19 protein-coding genes are annotated in these 21246 nt (G+C 62.7%); 16 read left to right on the top strand and 3 right to left on the bottom strand.

Features of this window, described 5'->3' with window-relative positions:
* Window positions 1-19 precede the first annotated feature (19 nt).
* From AB4Z19_RS29270 to AB4Z19_RS29260, 3 genes are all read left to right on the top strand, one after another.
* Window positions 20-313: a hypothetical protein gene (locus AB4Z19_RS29270; RefSeq protein ID WP_442025404.1), complete on the top strand. Its 294-nt coding sequence runs from the start codon at window positions 20-22 to the stop codon at window positions 311-313.
* Window positions 314-324: 11 nt separating this feature from the next.
* Window positions 325-687, top strand: a complete 363-nt coding sequence (locus tag AB4Z19_RS29265; RefSeq protein ID WP_442036988.1) for a TonB family protein — start codon at window positions 325-327, stop codon at window positions 685-687.
* 62 nt (window positions 688-749) lie between these two features.
* Complete coding sequence (locus tag AB4Z19_RS29260; protein ID WP_442025406.1) at window positions 750-2240, top strand: amidohydrolase family protein; 1491 nt, start codon at window positions 750-752, stop codon at window positions 2238-2240.
* Here the strand turns inward: AB4Z19_RS29260 and AB4Z19_RS29255 are convergent.
* Both AB4Z19_RS29255 and orn read right to left on the bottom strand, forming a co-directional pair.
* Window positions 2237-2731: an energy transducer TonB gene (locus tag AB4Z19_RS29255; protein ID WP_442036986.1), complete on the bottom strand. Its 495-nt coding sequence runs from the start codon at window positions 2729-2731 to the stop codon at window positions 2237-2239. The genes AB4Z19_RS29260 and AB4Z19_RS29255 overlap by 4 nt on opposite strands.
* A 79-nt stretch (window positions 2732-2810) precedes the next feature.
* Entirely contained in the window at window positions 2811-3410 is a 600-nt protein-coding gene (gene orn / locus AB4Z19_RS29250) for an oligoribonuclease (RefSeq protein WP_442036984.1), read from the bottom strand.
* A 47-nt stretch (window positions 3411-3457) separates the two neighbouring features.
* Here orn and AB4Z19_RS29245 point away from each other — a divergent pair, with 47 nt between their 5' ends.
* The 13 genes from AB4Z19_RS29245 to AB4Z19_RS29185 all read left to right on the top strand — a co-directional run bounded on the left by AB4Z19_RS29245 (window position 3458) and on the right by AB4Z19_RS29185 (window position 20046).
* Complete coding sequence (locus tag AB4Z19_RS29245; RefSeq protein WP_442025409.1) at window positions 3458-4729, top strand: M48 family metallopeptidase; 1272 nt, start codon at window positions 3458-3460, stop codon at window positions 4727-4729.
* Window positions 4726-5061: a 4a-hydroxytetrahydrobiopterin dehydratase gene (locus tag AB4Z19_RS29240; protein ID WP_442025410.1), complete on the top strand. Its 336-nt coding sequence runs from the start codon at window positions 4726-4728 to the stop codon at window positions 5059-5061. Before AB4Z19_RS29245 ends, AB4Z19_RS29240 begins: the two co-directional genes overlap by 4 nt.
* A complete protein-coding gene (rsgA, locus tag AB4Z19_RS29235) occupies window positions 5058-5954 on the top strand; it encodes a ribosome small subunit-dependent GTPase A (RefSeq protein WP_442036982.1) in 897 nt (298 codons plus the stop codon). The genes AB4Z19_RS29240 and rsgA overlap by 4 nt, the downstream gene beginning before the upstream one ends.
* Window positions 5955-5965: 11 nt before the next feature.
* Entirely contained in the window at window positions 5966-8797 is a 2832-nt protein-coding gene (locus AB4Z19_RS29230) for an ATP-binding protein (RefSeq protein ID WP_442036980.1), read from the top strand.
* Window positions 8798-8843: 46 nt separating this feature from the next.
* Window positions 8844-9779 carry an ornithine carbamoyltransferase gene (gene argF / locus AB4Z19_RS29225; protein ID WP_442036978.1) on the top strand — a complete coding sequence of 312 codons (936 nt, stop codon included), beginning with the start codon at window positions 8844-8846 and terminating at the stop codon, window positions 9777-9779.
* Between the two features lie 9 nt (window positions 9780-9788).
* The gene (locus AB4Z19_RS29220; RefSeq protein WP_442027604.1) at window positions 9789-11021 is read left to right on the top strand and encodes an argininosuccinate synthase; all 1233 of its coding nucleotides are present in this window, start codon (window positions 9789-9791) and stop codon (window positions 11019-11021) included.
* 93 nt (window positions 11022-11114) lie between these two features.
* Window positions 11115-12926: a methyl-accepting chemotaxis protein gene (locus AB4Z19_RS29215; protein ID WP_442027605.1), complete on the top strand. Its 1812-nt coding sequence runs from the start codon at window positions 11115-11117 to the stop codon at window positions 12924-12926.
* A 4-nt stretch (window positions 12927-12930) separates the two neighbouring features.
* Window positions 12931-13389, top strand: a complete 459-nt coding sequence (locus tag AB4Z19_RS29210; RefSeq protein WP_442027606.1) for a chemotaxis protein CheW — start codon at window positions 12931-12933, stop codon at window positions 13387-13389.
* Window positions 13386-14849, top strand: coding sequence for a CheR family methyltransferase (locus AB4Z19_RS29205; protein WP_442036976.1), 1464 nt, complete (start codon window positions 13386-13388; stop codon window positions 14847-14849). Before AB4Z19_RS29210 ends, AB4Z19_RS29205 begins: the two co-directional genes overlap by 4 nt.
* Before the next feature lie 3 nt (window positions 14850-14852).
* Window positions 14853-15521 (top strand): chemotaxis protein CheW, encoded by a 669-nt coding sequence (locus AB4Z19_RS29200; protein WP_442025991.1) that lies wholly within the window; start codon window positions 14853-14855, stop codon window positions 15519-15521.
* Window positions 15518-17971, top strand: coding sequence for a hybrid sensor histidine kinase/response regulator (locus AB4Z19_RS29195; protein WP_442025990.1), 2454 nt, complete (start codon window positions 15518-15520; stop codon window positions 17969-17971). The genes AB4Z19_RS29200 and AB4Z19_RS29195 overlap by 4 nt, the downstream gene beginning before the upstream one ends.
* On the top strand, window positions 17968-18993 hold the full coding sequence (cheB, locus tag AB4Z19_RS29190; protein WP_442025989.1) for a chemotaxis-specific protein-glutamate methyltransferase CheB: 1026 nt from the start codon (window positions 17968-17970) through the stop codon (window positions 18991-18993). Before AB4Z19_RS29195 ends, cheB begins: the two co-directional genes overlap by 4 nt.
* A gap of 18 nt (window positions 18994-19011) precedes the next feature.
* Window positions 19012-20046 (top strand): diguanylate cyclase, encoded by a 1035-nt coding sequence (locus AB4Z19_RS29185; RefSeq protein ID WP_442036974.1) that lies wholly within the window; start codon window positions 19012-19014, stop codon window positions 20044-20046.
* A 77-nt stretch (window positions 20047-20123) separates the two neighbouring features.
* On the opposite strand, the gene murB is transcribed toward AB4Z19_RS29185, so the two are convergent.
* Window positions 20124-21149, bottom strand: coding sequence for a UDP-N-acetylmuramate dehydrogenase (gene murB / locus AB4Z19_RS29180; RefSeq protein WP_442025987.1), 1026 nt, complete (start codon window positions 21147-21149; stop codon window positions 20124-20126).
* Window positions 21150-21246 lie beyond the last annotated feature (97 nt).

The following is a 21246-nucleotide window of genomic DNA, read 5'->3' as shown; positions in this document are numbered from 1 at the left end:
TCTTTTTCGGAAGATGAACATGAAATACCTGAACTACGCCGCGGCGCTGTTGGCCGCAGCGCTGATCGCGGGATGCGGCGACTCCGAAGCGCCGGGTTCCACAGCCAGCGCCGTCGCAGCCGTGGCCGACGGCGATCCCGGCAAGCCTGCCTTCCAGCTGCAACAGGAGCGCGAAGCCGCTGTGCAGGCGGCGCTGGAGCGGCATGACCTTGCGCAGGCCAAGTCCCTCGCCAACACGGCCGCCTTGCGCCAGCTGGTCAACGCCGAGATCCGCTCGCAGGCCGCAGTCGAGCACTCGATTCAATCCAAATGAAGGAGATCGCCATGCTTTCCCGTTTTGCCCGCATCGCCCTCGGCGGCGCCTTGCTTAGCCTTCTCGCACTTGCTGCACCTGCTTTCAGCGCCGAGACGCAATCCCTGCCGGCCGTCGCCCGCCCCGGCCCCGGCGACCCGAGCTGCGCACGGCCCGAATATCCCAAGACGCTGAAAGGCGGCGAGCAAGGCAAGGTCGTTGTGTCCTACCTGATCGGGCTTGACGGCGCAGTCCTCGACGGCAAAATCGCCCACTCCTCCGGCACAGCCGACCTCGACCGCGCCGCCTACGTCGCCCTCTCCAAATGCCTCTACCGCATGCCCGACGGCGCCACCGAACCACGCTGGATGATCGCCACCTTCATCTGGAAATAAACTAGTAAAACTTCGCGGCAGATTTGCGCTACATTAGCGGCTCGTCAATTCTGGAGCGCTGAATGAAGCCGATCGCCGCCTTACTCCTTGCCGCCGCTGCTGCGCGCGCAGGTGCTGCACCAATCGCTTTTGTCGACGTCAATCTGATCGCGATGCAAAACGAACAGGTGCAGGCGCACCAGACGGTGCTGGTGGAGGATGGGCGGATTGCTGCTGCGGGGCCGATGGAAAGCGTGGCCGTGCCGCGCGGGGCGCAGCGGATCGATGGCAAGGGGCGTTATCTGATGCCCGGCCTGGTGGACGCGCATGTGCACCTGCTTTCGCGCGCCGAGCTGCCGCTGTTTCTGGCGCAGGGCGTGACCACGGTCTACAACCTGTCCGGCCATTCAGCGCACCTGACTTGGCGCCGGCAAGTCGCCGACGGCAGTCTGCTCGGACCTCGCATTTTCACGACCGGCCCAATCATGAACACGTCAATGCCGCCGGCGGAGGCCGAGCGCTTCGTGCAGAAGATCGCGGACCAGGGCTACGATGGCATCAAGGTCTATAACAAGATTGGCGCGGAAGAATACCCGGTCATCATTGCGACCGCCAAGGCGCGCGGCCTGCTGATTACCGGTCACGTGGCGCGCGCGCCGGGCTTCGCGAAAACACTGGCCGCGGGACAGTCGCTGGCGCATGCTGAAGAAATCCTGTACTCGCAGTTCAATGACGGCGGCGGCGAGAGTTTCGACCACGTTAAACTGGACGAATCGAAGATTGCGCCAACCGCTGCACAGATCAAGGCTGCCGGCATCAGCGTTACGGCCACGCTGACGACCTTCCATGACATCCAGCTGGAATCAACTGATCTGCAAACTTATCTGAAACGTCCTGAAATCGCTGCGTTGGCGCCGTGGGTGCGCGATGGACTGGCGCCGGGCAAAAACATTTACGGCCACTTCTCGCCCAACGACCAGAACTTCCTTCGCGAAGCCATGCCCTTCCAGCGCAAGCTGGTAAAGGCCATGTCCGATGCAGGTGTGCCAATCCTGACCGGCACCGACGCCGCCATGCTCGGCCCCGTGCCCGGCTACTCCCTGCACCGTGAATTTGCGGAACTGAGCGAATCCGGCCTCACGCCCTACCAGGTCCTGAGCGCCGCCACCATATCGCCGGCAGCCTACTTCGCCAAGCCGGGCGAGGACGGCGCCATCGCGCCCGGCCGCCGTGCGGACCTGCTGCTACTGCAAGCCAATCCATTGGACGACGTCGCCAACACCACGAAGATCGAAGGCGTCATGGCCGCCGGACGCTGGCTCCCGCGCAAGCGCCTCGACCAGCTCACCACAGCCCTCCCCGCTGCCCACCGCGCCACACGCGACCGCCTGCTGGCAGCGCTGATCGCGAAGCCAGAGAGCTTCCCCGCCATGCTGGAAGACGAAGATCCTCTCGGCGTCATGCACGGCGAACTGCGCAAGTCCCTGCAACGCAAAGTCGGCAAACAGCGCGCCGAAGCCATCCTGTCCCGCGTCCGCGCCGCCGCCCCGAACAGCGACTTCGCAAAGTCCTAGAGATTCATTTCGAACAGGACGCGGAAAGAGAACTCCTGCGAGCAGGGCTTGCCCTCACACAGGGCCGGCTTGTATTTCTCCTTCAGCAGCAGGAAGGCGACGGCTTTGGCCAGGTCGGGGTCGGGGGTTTCGTAGATCTTCACATCTTGCGGCTCCCCGTCGGGGCCGACCATGACGCGCACGTCGAGCCGTCCGCGCACTGCAAGGCGGCGCTGCACTTCTTCCAGGCCTTTGAACAGGTGCTTCAGGCCGTGCACGGGGAACGGCGGCTCATCGGCAGGCCCCATGTGCTCGTAGACGCCGCGCAGCTGATTCTTCTGCGCTTCGGTGAGCTGCTCATAAGTTTTGTCGAAAGGGAGACTGGAAATCGCGGTGTCGCGCTTGAGATGCGAGCCGGTGTCGGCCTGATCGGCCTTCATGCGGAATTTGTCGTCATCGGCGTGGGCAGTGATGGCGGCGCCCAGCACCAGGACAAGGAGAAGTTTGCGCATCGGGTAGTTGGCAAATTGAAAACAGCTTTATACCCGATGTGCCACGGCATGGGGAGTGCCGTGGCAATATTGCAACGTTTTACAGCTTGATGAAGTTCTCGCGGTAGTACTTGAGTTCTTCGATGGATTCGACGATGTCGGCCAGCGCAGTGTGCTTCTGGGCTTTCTTGAAGCCGGCGACCATTTCAGGCTTCCAGCGGCGGCCCAGCTCCTTCAGGGTGGACACGTCGATATTCCGGTAGTGGAAGAACGCCTCCAGCTTCGGCATGTACTTGACCATGAAGCGACGATCCTGGCCGATGGTATTGCCGCACATTGGCGATTTGCCGTTCGGGACCCACTGCTTCATGAAGGCGATCAGCTCGGCCTCGGCCTGCTCTTCGCTCACCGTGGAAGCTTTCACGCGGTCGATCAGGCCGGAGCGGCCATGGGTGCCTTTGTTCCAGGCATCCATCTTGTCCAGCGTTTCGTCCGACTGGTGAATCGCGAAAACGGGGCCCTCGGCCAGCACGTTCAGGTGCATGTCGGTCACCACGATTGCCACTTCGATAATACGGTCGGTTTCCGGCTCCAGGCCGGTCATTTCCATATCAACCCACACCAGGTTCATTTCATTCGGGCGCGGTGCGGCAACCGGAGCGGCGGCAGTGCTTGCTGGGGTATCGTTCGCTTGTGACATAATTCTCTCTTAGCCAAATCAATCCGCCATTTTCTCACAGGCACAGAATGTATTCACACGCGTTTTCGATTTTGTTTGTCGCTTTTCTGGTGTTGACCCTGTCGGTCCGTTTCTGGCTCGCGTCGCGCCACATCCGTCACGTGCTGGCGCACCGCGCTGCCGTGCCATCCGAATTCGCGGAAAAAATCCCACTGCATGCGCACCAGAAGGCTGCCGACTACACGGTCGCGCGCACCAAGTTCGGCCTGGTATCGATGGCGGTCAACGCCGTCGTGCTGATCTGCTTTACCCTGCTGGGCGGCCTGCAGTGGCTCAACGGCACAGTCTTCAACGCCACCGGCGGCGGCATGAGCTACCAGCTCGGCCTGATCATCGCCTTCGGCGTGATCTCGGGCCTGATCGACCTGCCGCTCGACTTCTACCGCCAGTTCCGCCTGGAAGAGCGCTTCGGCTTCAACAAGATGACGGTGGGGCTGTTCTTCACCGATATGCTGAAAGGCCTGCTGCTGGCCGGCGTGATCGGCCTGCCGCTGATCTGGGTGGTGCTGGCACTGATGGAAAAGTCCGGCGACTTGTGGTGGCTGTATGCCTGGTTTGTGTGGAGCGGCTTCCAGCTGCTGATCATGGTGCTCTACCCGACCGTGATTGCACCGCTGTTCAACAAGTTCACGCCACTGGCCGATGAATCGCTGAAGTCGCGTATCGAAGGCCTGATGCAGCGCGTTGGTTTTGCCTCCAAGGGCCTGTTTGTGATGGACGGCTCCAAGCGCAGCGCGCACGGCAATGCCTACTTCTCCGGCTTCGGTGCAGCCAAGCGCATCGTGTTCTTCGACACCCTGATCGAGCGCCTGGCGCCACAGGAAATCGAGGCCGTGCTGGCGCACGAGCTGGGCCACTTCAAGCTGAAGCACATCGTCAAGCGCATCGTGGTGATGTTCGCGATTTCGCTGGGCTTCCTGGCCCTGCTGGGCTATCTGAAAAACCAGATCTGGTTCTACACCGGCCTCGGTGTGAATCCGATCATCGTGCCGGGCCAGAGCAATGACGCCATGGCCCTGATCCTGTTCATGCTGTCGCTGCCGGTCTTCACTTTCCTGTTCGGCCCACTGACTTCGCTCAGCTCGCGCAAGCATGAATTCGAAGCGGACGCTTTCGCCGCCAAGCACACCGATTCGCGCGACCTGGTGTCGGCCCTGGTCAAGATGTACGAAGATAACGCCTCGACCCTGACGCCCGATCCGCTGCATTCGGCCTTCTACGATTCGCATCCGCCTGCCAGCGTGCGCATTCGTCAACTCAACCTGGGGGCAGCACAATGACAGCCGCCATCCTGAGCGCAGCCCACCTGCGCTCCCTGCATAGCGCCCACGTCAAGGACGGCGTGAACCACCACGAAGCATCCCGCTTGTGCCATCTGCTGGAAGGCTGGAGCATCGAAAACGGCAAGCTGGTGAAGACCTTCAACTTCGCCAACTACTACGAGACCATGGCTTTCGTGAACGCGCTGGCCTACATCTCGCACAAGGAAGACCATCACCCGGAACTGGTGGTGGGCTACAAGACCTGCCAGGTGCGCTATGACACGCACTCGGTCGGCGGCCTTTCGCTGAATGACTTTATCTGTGCAGCGAAGGCGGACGCATTGGCATGAGCAAGGAAAAGCGTACCGGCATCATCATCGCAGCACACGGCCGCCACTATCTGGCGGATTCGAACGGCCAGCATCTTCAGTGCGTCACGCGCGGCAAGAAGACCAATGTGGCGGTGGGCGACATCGTCGATCTGACCTTGACTTCGCCCGACCAGGCCGTGATCGACAAGATCCAGGAGCGCAAGACCCTGCTCTACCGCTCCGACCAGTACAAATCCAAGCTGCTGGCGGCAAACGTCACCCAGCTTTTCATCGTGGTCGCCACCGAGCCAAGCTTCTCGGACGACCTCGTGTCGCGCGCGCTGGTGGCGGCAGAAGCGGCGGGCGTGAAGGCGCGTCTGATCCTGAACAAGATCGACGTGCAAGAGGCCCTGCCGCGCGCGCAGGAGCGCCTGAAGGTCTACACGGACATGGGCTATGAGCTGATCCAGGTGTCCGCCACCGGCCAGCCGGAAGCCACCGTTGCGGCGCTTGGCCCGCTGCTGGAAGGCGAATCGTCGATCCTGATCGGCCAGTCCGGCATGGGCAAGTCCTCGCTGATTAACCTGCTGGTGCCGGACGCCGATATCGCCACGCGCGAAATCAGCGAGGCGCTGGATACCGGCAAACACACCACCACATTCACCCGCCTTTATCATCTGGGTCCCGACGCCAGCGTGATCGATTCGCCGGGCTTCCAGGAATTCGGCCTGTATCACCTCACCGAAGGCATGCTGGAACGGGCCTTCCGCGACTTCGCACCCTACCTCGGCGGATGCAAATTTTATAACTGCCGGCATTTAAGCGAGCCACAGTGCGCAATTCTTGATGCGGTCGAGCAAGGCAAGATCGCAAAAATGCGCCATACTCTGTACGGACAGCTATTACACGAATCCTCACAGACGCTTTACTGACCGGAACCGCCATGGAGATGTTTGCAGACGACGACGCCGTAGCCCAGTGGGAGCTTGACCTGCTCCCATTGCGCGGCGCCGAGCGCCTGCCGCTCCTCATGACGCTGTCCTGGCATCTGCGCCAGCGCGACTGCCCGCGCGCCGCAGAACTGGCGCAGGAAGCGAGCACCCTGCTGCTATCGTCCGAATTCGATAACGCAGAACGCTCCGCCTGCATCAGCCGCCTGAAGCTGGTGCAGGGCGAAATTGCCTGGCTCACCGGCCGTCTCGATGAAGCCTACGATCTTGCGGAAAACGCCCGCCTTGCCCTGCGCGAACTGGGTGACGACGCCGCCTGTGCCGACGCCCACTGGCTGAAGGCCTGGGTTGCCGTCGATCGCGGCGACCACCCCAAGCGCGACGAAGAACTGGCTGCAGCATCGGAAGCGGCCCGCCGCGCCGGCGACAGCGACCGCGAAGCCATTGCCGATGCGGCCAGCGCACGCTGGGCCGTGCTGCGCGACCTGCATAGCGCCAGTGCGCGCTGGGGCAAGCGCTTCGATTTGTCCGAAGAAGTATCGACAGGTGTCGATTGCTGGATCAACGATTTCCTCGGCGTGGCCGCAAGCCAGGCCAGCGATTTCGGCAACGCGGCCGGTTTCTACATCCGCAGCTACGAAGCCGCGCTGGAAACAGGCCAGATCCGCGCCGCCATCATTGCCGGCACCAATATCGCCGAGATGTTCGCCAACCTGAACGACCTGCACTCGGCGCTGGAGTGGATGCAGCGTGCGATGGAACTGGCGCGTCCCACCGCCTGGCCGCGCAGCGTGGGCTCGGTGCTGATGCACACGGCCGACACGGTGCGCCGCCTGGGCCGCATCGATGCCGCGCAAGAGCTGCTACAGGAGGCGCTGGAAATCATGCTGCCGGTGGCGAACGCCCGCAGCTACGCCATCGCCCTGCAATACCTGGGCGACCTGTGCCTGGCCAAGGAAGACTTTTCCGGTGCGCTGGACGCCTTCCAGCGCCTGGCCATCCGCGCCGAAGCCTTGCAGCAGGCGGATTTTGAAAGCGTGGCCCGCCGCGGCCAGGCACATGCCCTGCTCTTCCTCGACCGCGCCGAAGAGGCGCTGGATRTGGCGGAACAAGCCGTGCAGCTGGCCGCCAGCCTGCACAACGCTTACAACCATATCGCCGCCTTGCGCGTGCTGGCCCTGATCCACAGCCGTAATACGCTGCCCGCGCCGGAAGGCATGACCGCGCCCAACGCCACCCTGCACTACCTGCACCACGCGCTGGACACCGCCTCCACCATCGAAGGCTTTACCGTGCCGGGCGATCTGTACGACGCGCTGGGCCAGGAATACGCTCACCTCGGCGACTTCGGGAAGGCTTACAGCATGGCCACTGCCGCCAGCCAGGCGCGCGAAAAGACGCATACGCTGGAAGCCACCAGCCGCGCCGTCGCCATGCAGGTGCACCATCAGACGGAGCAGGCACGCGCCGAAGGCCAGCACCACCGTGAACTGGCCATGTCGGAAGCGCGCCGCGCCGAAGTGCTGCAGCAGACCACGCGGCTGCTGGAGCGCCTGTCGGCCATCGGCCAGGAAATCACCACCCATCTGGATGCACATGGCGTGTTCCAGGCGCTGAACATCCACGTCCAGGCCCTGTTGTCGGCCAATACTTTTGCCATCTATCTGACCGATCCATCTGGCCAGAAACTGCAGCGCGCCTTCGGTATCGAGGACGGCCGCCCCCTGCCGCATCGCATCATTCCGCTCGATCACCCGTCGGCACTGGGCGCCAAATGCCTGAACGAGCGGCGCGAGGTCTATGTCGAGCAGGTCGGCGAAGAACGCCACGCCATGGCCCTGCCGGGCACCGCTCCGAGCGTGTGCGCCCTGTTCGTGCCGCTGCTGCTGGGCGAACGCGCGCTGGGCGTGATGACGGTGCAGTCGATGCAGATCAATGCTTTTGGCGAACGCGAACGCCTGATCTTCCGTACTTTATGCTCCTACGGCGCCATTGCACTGGATAACGCGCATGCCTACGAACAGCTGAAGGAAGCCCAGAGCCAGCTGGTATCGCAGGAAAAGCTGGCGGCACTGGGCTCGCTGATGGCGGGCGTGGCGCACGAACTGAATACGCCGATCGGCAACAGCCTGCTGATCGCCAGCACACTGGAACAGAAGACGGAAGACCTGGAAAAAGCCGTCAATGGCCCCGGCCTGCGCAAATCCGAACTGCTGACGTATATCGGCGACGCACGCAAGGCGTCCGCGCTGGTGATGCGCGGCCTGCACAGCGCGGCAGACCTGGTGAACAGCTTCAAGCAGGTGGCGGTGGACCGCACCACGGAACAACGCCGCAGCTTCAATCTGCAACAGGTGACGCACGAGATCATCGCCACCATGATGAACCGCATCCGCGCCGCGTATCACAAAATCGAGTTCGAAATACCGGACTCCATCGTGATGGACAGCTACCCCGGCCCCTTCGGCCAGGTGGTCACAAATCTGATCAATAACGCCCTGCTGCACGCCTTCGACGGCCGCGAAGAAGGCCTGATGCGCCTGGTGGCCAGCATGCCCGTGGAAGGCCGCGTGCTGGTATCGTTCAGCGACGACGGCGGCGGCATCGCGCAGGAAAACCTGTCGCGGATTTTCGATCCCTTCTTCACCACAAAGCTCGGGCAAGGCGGTTCCGGCCTGGGCCTCTCGATTAGTTACAATATCGTCACTTCGCTGCTGGGTGGGCATATCAGCGTGATCAGCAGCAGTGGCGGGACCACTTTTACCCTGGACCTGCCTCTCACGGCGCCGCGGCACGATCCCGCGCGACCGGCCACTATCTACTGAAATGCCCTTATAATCATTAATCCCCCCGCAATAAGTAGTTGCAAATATGTCCACTCCGAAGATTAGGCACTACCTCCAATTCAGCGACCTGACGCTGGAAGAATATCAATATGTCATCGAGCGTGCGCACGATATCAAGCGCAAGTTCAAGAATTACGAGATCTATCACCCGATGATCGACCGTACGCTGGTGATGGTGTTCGACAAGAACTCAACCCGCACCCGCCTCTCCTTCGAGGCCGGCATGCACCAGCTGGGTGGCGCCGCCATCTACCTGAACACCCGCGATTCCCAACTGGGCCGCGGCGAGCCGGTGGAAGACGCGGGCCAGGTCATGTCCCGCATGTGCGACATCATCATGGTGCGTACCTTCGGCCAGGACATCATCGAGCGCTTCGCCGCCAATTCGCGCGTGCCGGTGATTAATGGCCTGACCAACGAACACCACCCATGCCAGGTGTTCGCGGACATCTTCACCTATATCGAGCATCGCGGCTCCATCTCCGGGAAGACCGTGGCATGGATCGGCGACGCCAACAACATGCTGTATTCCTGGCTGCAGGCAGCCGAGGTGTTCGGCTTCCACGTCAACGTGTCCACGCCGCACGGCTACGAGATGGACATGTCGCTGGTATCGACCGACCGCTTCACCCTGTTCGCCAACCCGTCCGATGCCTGCGAAGGCGCGGACCTGGTCAACACCGACGTGTGGACCAGCATGGGCTATGAAGAAGAAAACGCGGCCCGCCTGAAAGCCTTCGACGGCTGGATCGTGGACGGCGACAAAATGAAACGCGCCAAGCCGGACGCCCTGTTCATGCACTGCCTGCCTGCCCACCGCGGCGAGGAAGTGTCCGCCGAGGTGATCGACGGACCGCAATCCGTGGTCTGGGACGAAGCCGAGAACCGCCTGCACATCCAGAAGGCACTGATCGAGTTCCTGCTGCTGGGCCGCATTAAAACTGATAACCAACCTGATTGAGAAATCGAAATGAGCGACGTTAAGAAAGTAGTCCTCGCCTATTCGGGCGGCCTGGACACCTCCGTGATCCTGAAATGGCTGCAGGATAACTACAACTGCGAGATCGTGACCTTCACCGCCGACCTGGGCCAGGGTGAAGAGCTGGAGCCGGCACGCGCCAAGGCGCTGAAGTTCGGCATCAAGCCTGAGAACATCTTCATCGACGACGTGCGCGAAGAGTTCGTCCGCGACTTCGTGTTCCCGATGTTCCGCGCCAACACCGTGTACGAAGGCGAATACCTGCTGGGCACTTCCATCGCTCGTCCGCTGATCGCCAAGCGTCTGATCGAGATCGCCAACCAGACCGGCGCCGACGCCATCTCCCACGGCGCGACCGGCAAGGGCAATGACCAGGTGCGCTTCGAACTGGGCGCCTACGCGCTGAAGCCAGGCGTGAAAGTGATTGCGCCATGGCGTGAATGGGATCTGCTGTCGCGCGAGAAGCTGCTGAAATACGCGGAAGATGCCGGTATCGCCATCGACATGAAGCACAAGAACGGCGGCGCGCCTTACTCGATGGACGCCAACCTGCTGCACATCTCCTTCGAAGGCCGTCACCTGGAAAACCCAAGCGCCGAAGCCGAAGAGTCGATGTGGCGCTGGACCGTGAGCCCGGAAGCGGCTCCGGACCAGGCAGAGTACCTGGACGTCGAATACGAAAAGGGCGACATCGTGGCCCTGAACGGCAAGCGCATGTCCGCTGCCGAAGTGCTGACGGAACTGAACCGCCTGGGCGGCAAGCATGGCATCGGCCGTCTGGACCTGGTCGAGAACCGTTATGTGGGCATGAAATCGCGCGGCTGCTATGAGACGCCAGGCGGCACTATTATGCTGAAAGCGCACCGCGCCATTGAATCCATCACCTTGGACCGCGAAGTGGCCCACCTGAAGGACGATCTGATGCCACGTTACGCATCGCTGATTTACAACGGCTACTGGTGGTCGCCGGAGCGTGTGGCCCTGCAAACCCTGATCGATCACACCCAGCAAACCGTGAACGGCTGGGTGCGTGTCAAGCTGTACAAGGGCAATGTGATTGTAGTGGCGCGCGATTCGAAGACCGATTCGCTGTTCGACCAGACCATCGCGACCTTCGATGAAGACGGCGGCGCCTACAACCAGGCCGACGCAGGCGGCTTCATCAAGCTGAATGCGCTGCGTATGCGCATCGCCGCCAACGCACGCATGAAGCGCGGTCAATAAGTCTTTGATTGCACTATGAAACGGGCCGCCTTTGCGCGGCCCGTTTTTTTTGTTACATTGCCAGCACGACCCCACGTCCCGCTAGGAGAGCGCATGAAAGACCTCAGTGTAAAAAACAAACTCTATCTGGGCTTCGGCACCGTCCTGGCAATCATCTTGCTATTGCTCGCGATGGCTTTTAACAGCTTCAATCGGCTGACCGAGGCTAATGGCTGGGACAAGCACACCATGCAAGTGCTGATTGAGCTTGGCCTGGTCCGCAACTCCATGCTGCATGCGCAAGTCGAAACGCGCGGCTACCTGCTCACCGGCCTCGAAAGCGCCATCGCGAATGAACGCGATAACGCGGCCGAACTGTCCAAGCATCTGGACAACGTGCTGAAGCTCACCGCCGACAATCCGCGCCAGCAGGAGCGCCTGAAAAAGGCACAGAGTCTGATCACGGCCTGGATCAATGACAATATCAGGCGCCAGATCGAGAAGCGCCGCGCGCTCGGTGAAACCAAAGGCGCGGCGGACATTATCGGCCAGTCCAATGAACTGCGCGACAGCGCCAACATCATCAAATCGGCGACCGACTTGCTGGACGACGCCGAGGACGAGGAAAACCGCCTGCTCAAGGAACGCACGGCAACCTCCCTGGCACAGCAGCAGCTGACCAATAATCTGCTGATCATGGGCGGCATCGCTGCCGTGGCGGTCGGCCTGCTGGTGACCTATCTGCTGTCCCGCGCCATCGTCACGCCGCTGAATAACCTGACGGTGGCACTGGGCCGCCTGGGCGCCGGTGAACAAAGCACGCGCGCACAAGTGCTGTCGCGCGATGAACTGGGCAAGGTTACGCAGGACTTCAATAATATGGCGCAAGTACTGCAGGAAACGCAGCTCCGCGAGCAGGCGCTGACCAATGAGCTGCGCGAAAAGGTCGATTCGCTGATGGAGACCGTCACCCGCGCGGCAGAGGGCGACCTGACCAGCAAGGTCAACGTCTCCGGCGAAGATGCCATTGGCCGCCTGGGCACGGGCCTGTCGCGCATGTTCGACAATCTGCGTTCGCTACTGAACAATGTGCAGAAAGCCGGCATCCAGGTCACCACCTCGGCAACCGAGATTGCCGCTTCCGCCAAGCAGCAGGAAGCCACCGGCGTCGAACAGGCCCAGACCAGCGTGGAGGTGCTGAGCACCACCAAGGAAATTTCGGCCAATACCACCCAGCTGCTGAAGACCATGGAAGACGCCACTGCCGTGGCGGACTACACCACCAGTGCCACCTCCGAAGCCCAGGTCAACCTGCGCCGCATGGACCAGACCATGCAGAATATGGTGAGCGCGACGGATTCGATCAACGCCAAGCTGGCGGCACTGTCGGAGAAGGCGTCCAATATCAACAGCGTGCTGACCACCATCACCAAGGTTGCGGACCAGACCAATATCCTGTCGCTCAATGCTGCAATCGAAGCCGAGAAGGCGGGGGAAGCGGGACGCGGCTTCTCGGTGGTGGCTACCGAAATCCGCCGCCTGGCCGACCAGACTTCCGTCTCCACCTGGGATATCGAGCAGATGCTGAAGGAAATGCAGTCTGCGGTGTCGGCCAGCGTGATGGGCATGGACAAGTTCAGCGAAGAGATCCGCCGCAGCGTGAGCGAAGTGCGGCAGGTGACGGACCAGCTGTCCGGCGTGATGGACCAGGTGCAGAAACTGGCGCCGCAGTTCGACACCGTCCTGCAGGGCATGCAGTCGCAGGCCGTCGGCGCACAGCAGATCACCGAAACCATGATGCAGCTGAACGATGCCACCCAGCAGACGGTGGAATCGCTGAAAGCCACCAGCGAAGCGGTGCACCAGCTGCAATATGCGGCAGGCGACCTGCAATCGAGCGTGGCCACCTTTGCGGTGACCGTGTAATACCATGAAGGCGCTGGTCTTTCACATCGGCCACGATCGCTACGGCCTGCCCTTGCAGGTGGTGCAGCGCGTGCTGCCCTTGCTGGAGCTGAAGGCCCTGCCAATGGCGCCGGACGCCGTAGCCGGCATGATGAATCTGCACGGAGCAACCGTGCCGGTGATCGACCTGTCGCGCGCCAGCGGCGGTCCGCCGGCACGCCAGCATTTCGATACGCGCATCGTGCTGGTCGATTACACCGATCCGGAAGGCGCGGTGCACGCGCTGGCCTTGCTGGCCGAGCGCGTGCAGGGTGTGCAGGAAGTGTCCGAACAGGCCTTGCAGCCAAGCGGTGTACGCGCCGCGCCTTTCCTCGGCGCGGTGGCAGGCGATAGCGAAGGCATCGTGCAGCTGGTGGAACTGGATCAGCTGCTGCCTGCCGCTTTGCGTGCCCTGCTGTTCCAGGTGGAGGATAAAGCATCGTGACCGTGCAAGGCATGCTCAAGGAGGCGACGGGGCTGAACCTGCCCCGTACTGCCGTGGAACGTGCCATCCATGAGCGCATGGACGCGCTTGGGCTTAGCGACCGCAAACAGTATGGCCACGATCTGATGCAGGGGTCCATACCGGGCGAGCTGGAAGCGCTGATCGAGCTGGTGGTCGTGCCGGAGTCCTGGCTGTTCCGCGATCCGCAAGCCTTTGCGCTGGCCACGGAGGTTGTCAAGGAACGGCTGGCAAATGGAGCGCGCGTGGTGCGCATTCTGTCCGTGCCGTGCGCGGGCGGCGAGGAGCCCTATTCGATGGCGATGGCGCTGTGCGATGCCCGCGTGCCGCTGGAGACTTTCAGCATTGACGCGGTGGACATCAGCGCGGCCTGCATCAACCGCGCGGAGATCGGCATCTACGGCCGCAACGCCTTCCGCGCGCAGGATCTGGCTTTCCGCGACCGTTATTTCACGCCGGTGCAAGGCGAAGAGGACATGTACCAGATCGCGTCCGGCCTGCGTCAGCGCGTGCGCTTCAGGCAGGGCAATCTGCTGGCGGCCGATCCTGCGCTGCCTTCGTATTACGACATTATCTTTTGCCGCAATCTGCTGATTTACTTCGACCGCCCCACAGCCGCCGCCGCTGCCGAGCGTTTGTCGGCGCTGCTGGTTGATGATGGCGTCCTGCTGGCAGGTTATGCCGAAGTGCCGGTGTTCACGCAGAACGGCTTCGTGCCCCTGCCCTACCGCTACGCATTCGCCATGCGCAAGGAAGGCAGCCGCGCCCACGCCCGCGCGCTGGCCACGTTGCCCGGCGCAACGCACCTGATCCGCAGCGCCACCGCGCCAGGGGGCTCGCCCACCGCCGCCCCCGGCGTCTCACGCGATCCCGCAGGCCTGACGCCCGCCGTCCGACCACCCGCTCCGCGCCACCGCGCGTCCGCCTCCGTGCTCGCCCCCAGCCCCACGCCCGCCTCGCCGCGTGCAACCGGTCCGGCACTAGCTGCCGCAGTTCCGGCCCCGGCACCTTCGCTCGCGGCAGGCCTGTCGCCAGCCACCGTCGGTCCGGCGTCCGCCGCCGCGCGCCCCGCCGGCCGCGCATCTGCGCCGCGAGCGCCTGCGTCCGCGACGGCGGCGTCCACGGACACGCTGCTGGCGCAAGCGCGCCAGCTCGCCGACCAGGGCCGCGTGAAAGAAGCGGAAACTGCCTGCAACGACCTGCTGGCGCGCGCGCCGGAAAGCGCCGAGGCTTATTTCATCCTCGGTCTGCTGGCCGAAACAGCCGGAAAGGCCGATGCAGCCGAACGGGAGCTGAAGCGCTGCCTGTATTTGCAGCCCGATCATTACGAAGCGCTGTGCCATCTTGCCCTGCTCACGGAGCAAGGCGGCAACCGCAGCGCCGCCGCGACATTGAAAGCGCGGGCGGCGCGCGTCTACCAGCGCCAGCATGCGAGCGGATAAACCATGAGCGAAATCGAGGACCTGAACGATTGCTGGAAGCGCATTGGCGTGGCGGGCGACCACAGCTGCGAGCTGCTGGCGAGCGCCGTCCATTGCCGCAATTGCGAAGTCTATGCCGACGCCGCGCAGCGCAACCTGCGCCGCCCCGTCAGCGAGGAGTACAAGCGCGAATGGGCCGAGCACTTCCGCGCGCCCGAAACAGATGCCACTGAGCGCGACGCCAGCCTGGTCGTGTTCCGCATTGGCCGCGAATGGCTGTCACTGCCGACTTCGATCTTTGTCCAGATTGCACCGGCAGCCACGCCGCATCGCCTGCCCCACCGCCGCGCGCGCGGCCTGCGTGGCGTGGTGAATGTGGGCGGCAGGCTGTATCCCTGCATGGACCTGGCTGAACTGTTCGGCATCGACGACCGCGAAGGAGAGTCAACCACGGGACGCTATACGTTCGCGCGCCTGATGCTGGTGCAGTGGGGCGAGCAAGCCTATGCGATTCCCGTCACCGAGATGTATGGCATCGCGCGCTATGCCGCCGGCGAAATCAAACCGCCCGCCGCCACCATCAACAAGGGATTGACGCGCTACCTGTCCGGCGTGCTGCCAATGAAGGACATGCAGATCGGTTGCCTGGACGCAGACCTGATCGGCCACCAGCTTGCGAGGGCTCTGTCATGAGCAGCGATAGCCGCGACCTGAGCCAGTTCTCCATGCTCGACCTGTTCCGCATGGAGGCCGACTCGCAATGCCAGATCCTGACCGACGGCTTGCTGGCCTTCGAGCGCCACAGCGATCCTACGTCGGTGGAACCGATGATGCGCGCTGCGCACTCCATCAAAGGCGCCGCTTCAATCGTTGGCCTCGACATGGTGGTGCAACTGGCGCACGGGATGGAGGACGCCTTCATTGCCGCGCAGGCGGGTAAGCTGAAACTGACGCCGAATCGCGTTGATGCATTGCTGGCAGGCGTGGATCTGATCATCCAGTGCTCGCGCCTCACTGATGCGGGCGTGCAGCCGTGGATGGGCGCGAATGCAGCGCTCATCAAAAAAACCATGGACGCGGTGCTGGGCATCGCCTTCCTGCCCGAGCCGATTTCGCCGCCCCCACCACCACCGCCACCTTCGTCCGCGGCAGTGCCGGTGCGCAGCGCTGACGCCAGCCCCGCCACACCCGGCGCAGCTATCGCCGGCGCGCCGCCGGCCGTGGACGCCGGTACATCAGCCAGTGCGATAGCCAATGCGCCGCCAGCGGCGAACGCAAGCGCGCACGTGGGGTCAGGCGCCAACGCCGGTGCCAGCGATGACGGCGGCGGTGGCGACAGCGATGGCGGTAACGCGCAAACGGCATCGGCGCCGCCGGACGAGCCGCAAGCTGCGCCGGCCGGCCACTCCCCGGCCGCGCTGCAGGCCACCCAAAGCTTCGATCGCCTGCTGTCGCTGGCCAGCGAGTCGCGCATCAATGCGCACCAGCTGCATCCGATGATTCAGGGCGTGCAGCGCTTCAAGCGTAACCAGGCCAGCTTGTTCACGGTGCTGGAAGACCTGCACGAAGCCATCTCACGCAGTACCGATCCTTCGTTGAAGGAAAAGTCCCTGCTGGCGATCCAGAAAAGCCAGCCGCTGAAGCAGTTCATGCTGGAGCACATCGCGGACATCGAAAACTACGAGCGCCGCCTGCTGACCGTTTCCGAAAACATGGTCGACGAAGTGCTGGCCATGCGTATGCGCCCCTTCCGCGACGGCATCCAGCACTTCCCGCGTATGGTGCGCGACCTGGCGCGCAGCCTGGGCAAGGATGTGGTGCTGGTGATCCATGGGGAAGACACCCTGGTCGACCGCGACATTCTGGCCAAGATCGAAAGTCCGCTGAACCACATTCTGCGCAACTCCGTCGACCATGGCATGGAAACGCCGGACGAGCGCGAGGCCGCAGGCAAGCCGCGCGCCGGGACCATCGTGCTCGAAGCGCGCCACCGCGCAGGCATGCTGAATATCGAAATCAGCGACGATGGACGCGGCGTCGAAATCGAAAAAATCCGCCGCTCGGTGGTCGAGCGCAAGATGGCCAACGAGCAGATGGCCGCCGCCATGTCGCAGGCGGAACTGATGGAATTCCTGTTCCTGCCCGCCTTCAGCCTGAAAGAAGGCATCACGGAAATCTCCGGCCGCGGCGTGGGCCTGGACATCGTGCATGACACCATTCGCCAGCAGAACGGCACCGTGCGCGTGGAGTCCGAGCCGGGCAAAGGCTTCCGCAGCTCGATCACCCTGCCGCTGACGCAGTCCATTGTGCGTGCGCTGGTGGTGGACATCAAGGGCGAGGCCTACGCCTTCCCTATCGTGAAGGTGGAGCGGGTGCTGACGGTCGACCAATCCGCCATCCATACACTGGAAAACAAGCAGTTCTTCGACCACAACGGCGAACATCTCGGCCTGGTCGCCGCCGCGCAAGTGCTGGAACTGGGCGAAATGGAAAACAGCGGCGATTTGCCCGTGGTTGTCGTGGGCAATGGCGCGCGCCGTTATGCCCTGGTGGTGGACCGCATCCGTGGCGAAGAAAGCCTGGCCGTGCAGGCCATTGACCCGATCTTCGGCAAGATGCGCGACATTTCAGCGGCTGCCCTGCTCGATGACGGCGAACCGCTGCTGATTCTGGACGTGCCGGATCTGCTGATCTCCATCGAAAAACTGCTGAACGAAGGCGGCCTGCATCAGCTGGCGCGCGCTGATCTGGCGGAACGGCGTAGAATGAAACGAATTCTTGTCGTGGACGATTCGCTGACGGTGCGCGAAATGGAGCGCAAACTGCTGGTCGGCCGTGGCTTCGAAGTCGATATCGCCATTGACGGCATCGACGGCTGGAACGTGGTACGCAGCGGCGAATATGACCTCGTCATCACCGACGTGGACATGCCGCGCATGGATGGCATTGAGCTGGTCAACCTGATCAAGAAGGATCTGCAATTGCACAAGCTGCCCGTAATGATCGTGTCGTACAAGGACAGGCCGGAAGACCGCGCCCGCGGCCTTGCTGCGGGCGCCGATTACTACCTCACCAAAGGCAGCTTCCACGACGAAACCCTCCTCGATGCCGTCACGGATCTCATCGGGGACGCCTACCGATGAAAATCGCGATTGCCAACGACGTCCCGATGGCGGCGGAGGCCTTGCGCCGCGTGGTGGCCAGCACGCATGAACATCAGGTGTTGTGGATCGCCCGCACGGGCCGCGAGGCAGTGCGCATGTGCGCCGAGAACCGCCCCGACCTGGTCTTGATGGACCTGAACATGCCGGAACTGGACGGCGTCGAAGCCACCCGCCAGATCATGGAAGAATCGCCCTGCGCCATCCTGATCGTGACCGGCCAGCCCAAGGACAATGTGAACCAGGTGTTCCGCGCCCTCGGCGCCGGGGCGCTGGACGTGACGGCCACCCCCATCCTGCACGGAAAAGCCGGCGGGGATGCGGAACTGCTGCACAAAATCAAAACCATGGACAGCCTGATTCGCCACAGCGGTGGCACCCAGTCCATGCAGCCCAAGCGCTCCTCCTCTCGCACGCAGCGCGACGTTCCCCTGAAAATGCTGGTGGCCATTGGCGCTTCCACCGGCGGCCCGGTCGCCATCGCCAAAACCCTCGCCGCCTGGACCCCGCCGCCCGATTGCGCCGTGGTCATCGTGCAGCACATCGACGAAAACTTCGCCGACCATTTCGCCAAATGGCTGGGCGAGCAGCTGGCCGTGCCGGTACGCGCCATCGAGCATGGCGACACCCTGCAGGCCGGCATGGTCATGGTCGCCAAAAGCAATGACCATCTTGTACTAGATGAATCGCTACATCTGGTTTACGATGTGAACCCAAGGGATTACGCATACCGTCCTTCGGTGGATGTGTTTTTCCGCAGCGTCGCCCAGCACTGGAGCCAGGATGCCATTGGCGTTCTGATGACAGGGATGGGCCGCGACGGCGCGGAAGGCCTGCTGGCACTGCGCCGGGCAGGCAAGACGACGATCGCGCAGGACCAGGCCAGCAGCGCCGTATTCGGCATGCCGCGCGCCGCCATCGAAATCGATGCGGCGCAGATGATCCTGCCGCTGGAGAAAATCGGCCCGATGCTGCGAAGTACGATAGGCGGCAAATGCAGTTAAAACTTAGAGCGAGTCCCGATGTCCCTGCTGAGCACTACGAACCCGGAATCCGATAAGAGCCTTACCCAGTTCAAAGTGCGAGTGCTGCTGGTGGACGATCAGCTCATCATCGTCGAGGCGCTGCGCCGCATGCTGTCGGCCCAGGACGATATCGAATTCCACTATGTCACCGAGGCGGACCAGGCGCTGCAAACCGCGATTGAGCTGCGCCCGACCGTGATCCTGCAGGATCTGGTGATGCCGGGATCGGATGGCTTCGAGCTGCTGCGCCAATATCGCACCCATGAATATCTGGAACACGTGCCGGTGCTGGTGCTATCCGCCCGCGAAGATCCCAAACTGAAGGCCCATGCTTTCGCGTCGGGCGCCAACGATTACCTGGTGAAGCTGCCGGACCAGCTGGAAATGCTGGCGCGCGTACGCTATCACTCAGACGGCTACATTCACCGCCTGCAGCGCGACCAGGCCTTCCGCTTCCTGCGCGAGAGCCAGCAGCAGCTGACGGCGGCCAATATCGAGCTGCAAAAGCTGGCCGCGCTGGATGCGCTGACCGGCATTTCCAACCGCCGCCGCTTCGATGAAGCCATGCTGCTGGAGTGGCAGCGCGGCCAGCGCGAGCGCCAGCCACTGTCGCTGCTGATGTGCGATGTCGACTGCTTCAAGGTTTATAACGACACCTATGGCCACCAGGCCGGTGATCTGTGCCTGAAGCGCACTGCGGCCGTACTGACCGAACACCTGCGCCGCCCGGCGGATCTGGTGGCGCGCTACGGTGGCGAAGAATTTGCCTTCATCCTGCCGGATACGGACGGCGCCGGCGCCATGAAGGTGGCGCGCGCCTGCGTGCAGACCATGGAGCAGCTAAGCATTGAGAACCGCGATGCGCCGCATCGGGTGGTGACCTTGTCGATCGGCGTGGCGACCATGGTGCCGTCGAAACCATTCACCCAGGCCGACCTGATTGGCGCGGCCGATAACGCGCTGTATGCCGCCAAGCGCAACGGCCGCAATGGCGCAGTGGACGCGGCCTCAGTCCCCAGCAGCGCCGCGTGACCGCCACGGCGGGTCAATGACCCGCCCTACGCGACGCGCCGTATGACGGCGTAGGGCGGATCATTGATCCGCCGTGTTTAAACGAACACCGGCTCCGGTTCCAGCTGCACGCCGTAGCGCGCGGCGACGTCGGCCTGGATCGCAGCGGCGAGCTGCTTTACCTCCTCGCCCGTCGCGCCGCCATTATTCACCAGCACCAGCGCCTGTTTCGGATACACGCCTGCCGCGCCCAGCGAGCGTCCCTTCCAGCCGCATTGATCGATCAGCCAGCCGGCGGCCAGCTTCTCGCTGCCATCCGCTTGAACGTGATGCACCAGCGCCGGAAATTGCTCCAGCAGCTTCGCGCAATGCTCCGCGCTGACCACCGGATTCTTGAAGAACGAACCCGCATTGCCAATCTGCGCCGGGTCCGGCAGCTTGCGGCTGCGGATGGCGACCACCGTATCGGAAATCTGCTGCGCCGTCGGCGCAGGCAAGCCCTGCTCCGCCACCGCATTGGCCAGCTCCGCATAGCGCAGATTCGGCTGCCAGTCGCGCGGCAGTGCGAAGCGCACATCCACGATGATCAGCTCACGCCCCTCATGCTTGAAGACGGAATCGCGGTAGCCGAAGCGGCAAGCCGCACCATCCATCTCGACCAGCTTGCCGGAAGCCGGATCGAAAGCGGTCAGCGACAAAAATACGTCCTTGGTCTCGGCGCCATACGCCCCCACATTCTGAATCGGGGCCGCACCTACCGTGCCGGGAATCAGGGACAGGTTTTCCAGTCCGCCGAGGTCACGGGACAGCGTCCACTGCACGAACTGGTGCCAGTTCTCACCCGCCGCCGCCCGCACATGGTGGTGGGTGGCGTCGCCGGCCAGTATTTCACGGCCGTGTAGTGAAATATGTAACACCAGTCCCGGAAAATCGCCGGTCAGCAGCAGATTGCTGCCGCCGCCCAATACCAGGCGCGGCATGGCGGCCAATTCGGGGTCGGCAAAGGCAGCCTGTAATTGATCGATGCTGTTCACGCGCAAATATAGTTTTGCGGAAGCATCAATTCCAAAGGTATTGAAGGGCTTGAGGGAAAAGTTATGTTGCAGAGGGAGAGGCTGAGTCATATCTATGTCAAGAATTTGCCAGATTATAGAGGTAAAGCCTCAAAATCGACCGAGCGTTCGCCCCGATGTCCGTTAAAATGTCGCATCTTTTGAGTAG

Origin of the sequence: Pseudoduganella sp. RAF19 (genome assembly GCF_052114165.1) — a bacterium.
Lineage (GTDB): Bacteria > Pseudomonadota > Gammaproteobacteria > Burkholderiales > Burkholderiaceae_D > Rugamonas.
Note: the sequence above shows the minus strand (reverse complement) of the source record. Positions and strands in the feature narration are given on the sequence as shown.

Coding starts and splice junctions, on each gene's coding strand:
- AB4Z19_RS29270 (WP_442025404.1), top strand. CDS start 20: ATGAAATACCTGAACTACGCCGCGGCGCTGTTGGCCGCAGCGCTGATC.
- AB4Z19_RS29265 (WP_442036988.1), top strand. CDS start 325: ATGCTTTCCCGTTTTGCCCGCATCGCCCTCGGCGGCGCCTTGCTTAGC.
- AB4Z19_RS29260 (WP_442025406.1), top strand. CDS start 750: ATGAAGCCGATCGCCGCCTTACTCCTTGCCGCCGCTGCTGCGCGCGCA.
- AB4Z19_RS29255 (WP_442036986.1), bottom strand. CDS start 2,731: ATGCGCAAACTTCTCCTTGTCCTGGTGCTGGGCGCCGCCATCACTGCC.
- orn (WP_442036984.1), bottom strand. CDS start 3,410: ATGTCACAAGCGAACGATACCCCAGCAAGCACTGCCGCCGCTCCGGTT.
- AB4Z19_RS29245 (WP_442025409.1), top strand. CDS start 3,458: ATGTATTCACACGCGTTTTCGATTTTGTTTGTCGCTTTTCTGGTGTTG.
- AB4Z19_RS29240 (WP_442025410.1), top strand. CDS start 4,726: ATGACAGCCGCCATCCTGAGCGCAGCCCACCTGCGCTCCCTGCATAGC.
- rsgA (WP_442036982.1), top strand. CDS start 5,058: ATGAGCAAGGAAAAGCGTACCGGCATCATCATCGCAGCACACGGCCGC.
- argF (WP_442036978.1), top strand. CDS start 8,844: ATGTCCACTCCGAAGATTAGGCACTACCTCCAATTCAGCGACCTGACG.
- AB4Z19_RS29220 (WP_442027604.1), top strand. CDS start 9,789: ATGAGCGACGTTAAGAAAGTAGTCCTCGCCTATTCGGGCGGCCTGGAC.
- AB4Z19_RS29215 (WP_442027605.1), top strand. CDS start 11,115: ATGAAAGACCTCAGTGTAAAAAACAAACTCTATCTGGGCTTCGGCACC.
- AB4Z19_RS29210 (WP_442027606.1), top strand. CDS start 12,931: ATGAAGGCGCTGGTCTTTCACATCGGCCACGATCGCTACGGCCTGCCC.
- AB4Z19_RS29200 (WP_442025991.1), top strand. CDS start 14,853: ATGAGCGAAATCGAGGACCTGAACGATTGCTGGAAGCGCATTGGCGTG.
- AB4Z19_RS29195 (WP_442025990.1), top strand. CDS start 15,518: ATGAGCAGCGATAGCCGCGACCTGAGCCAGTTCTCCATGCTCGACCTG.
- cheB (WP_442025989.1), top strand. CDS start 17,968: ATGAAAATCGCGATTGCCAACGACGTCCCGATGGCGGCGGAGGCCTTG.
- AB4Z19_RS29185 (WP_442036974.1), top strand. CDS start 19,012: ATGTCCCTGCTGAGCACTACGAACCCGGAATCCGATAAGAGCCTTACC.
- murB (WP_442025987.1), bottom strand. CDS start 21,149: ATGACTCAGCCTCTCCCTCTGCAACATAACTTTTCCCTCAAGCCCTTC.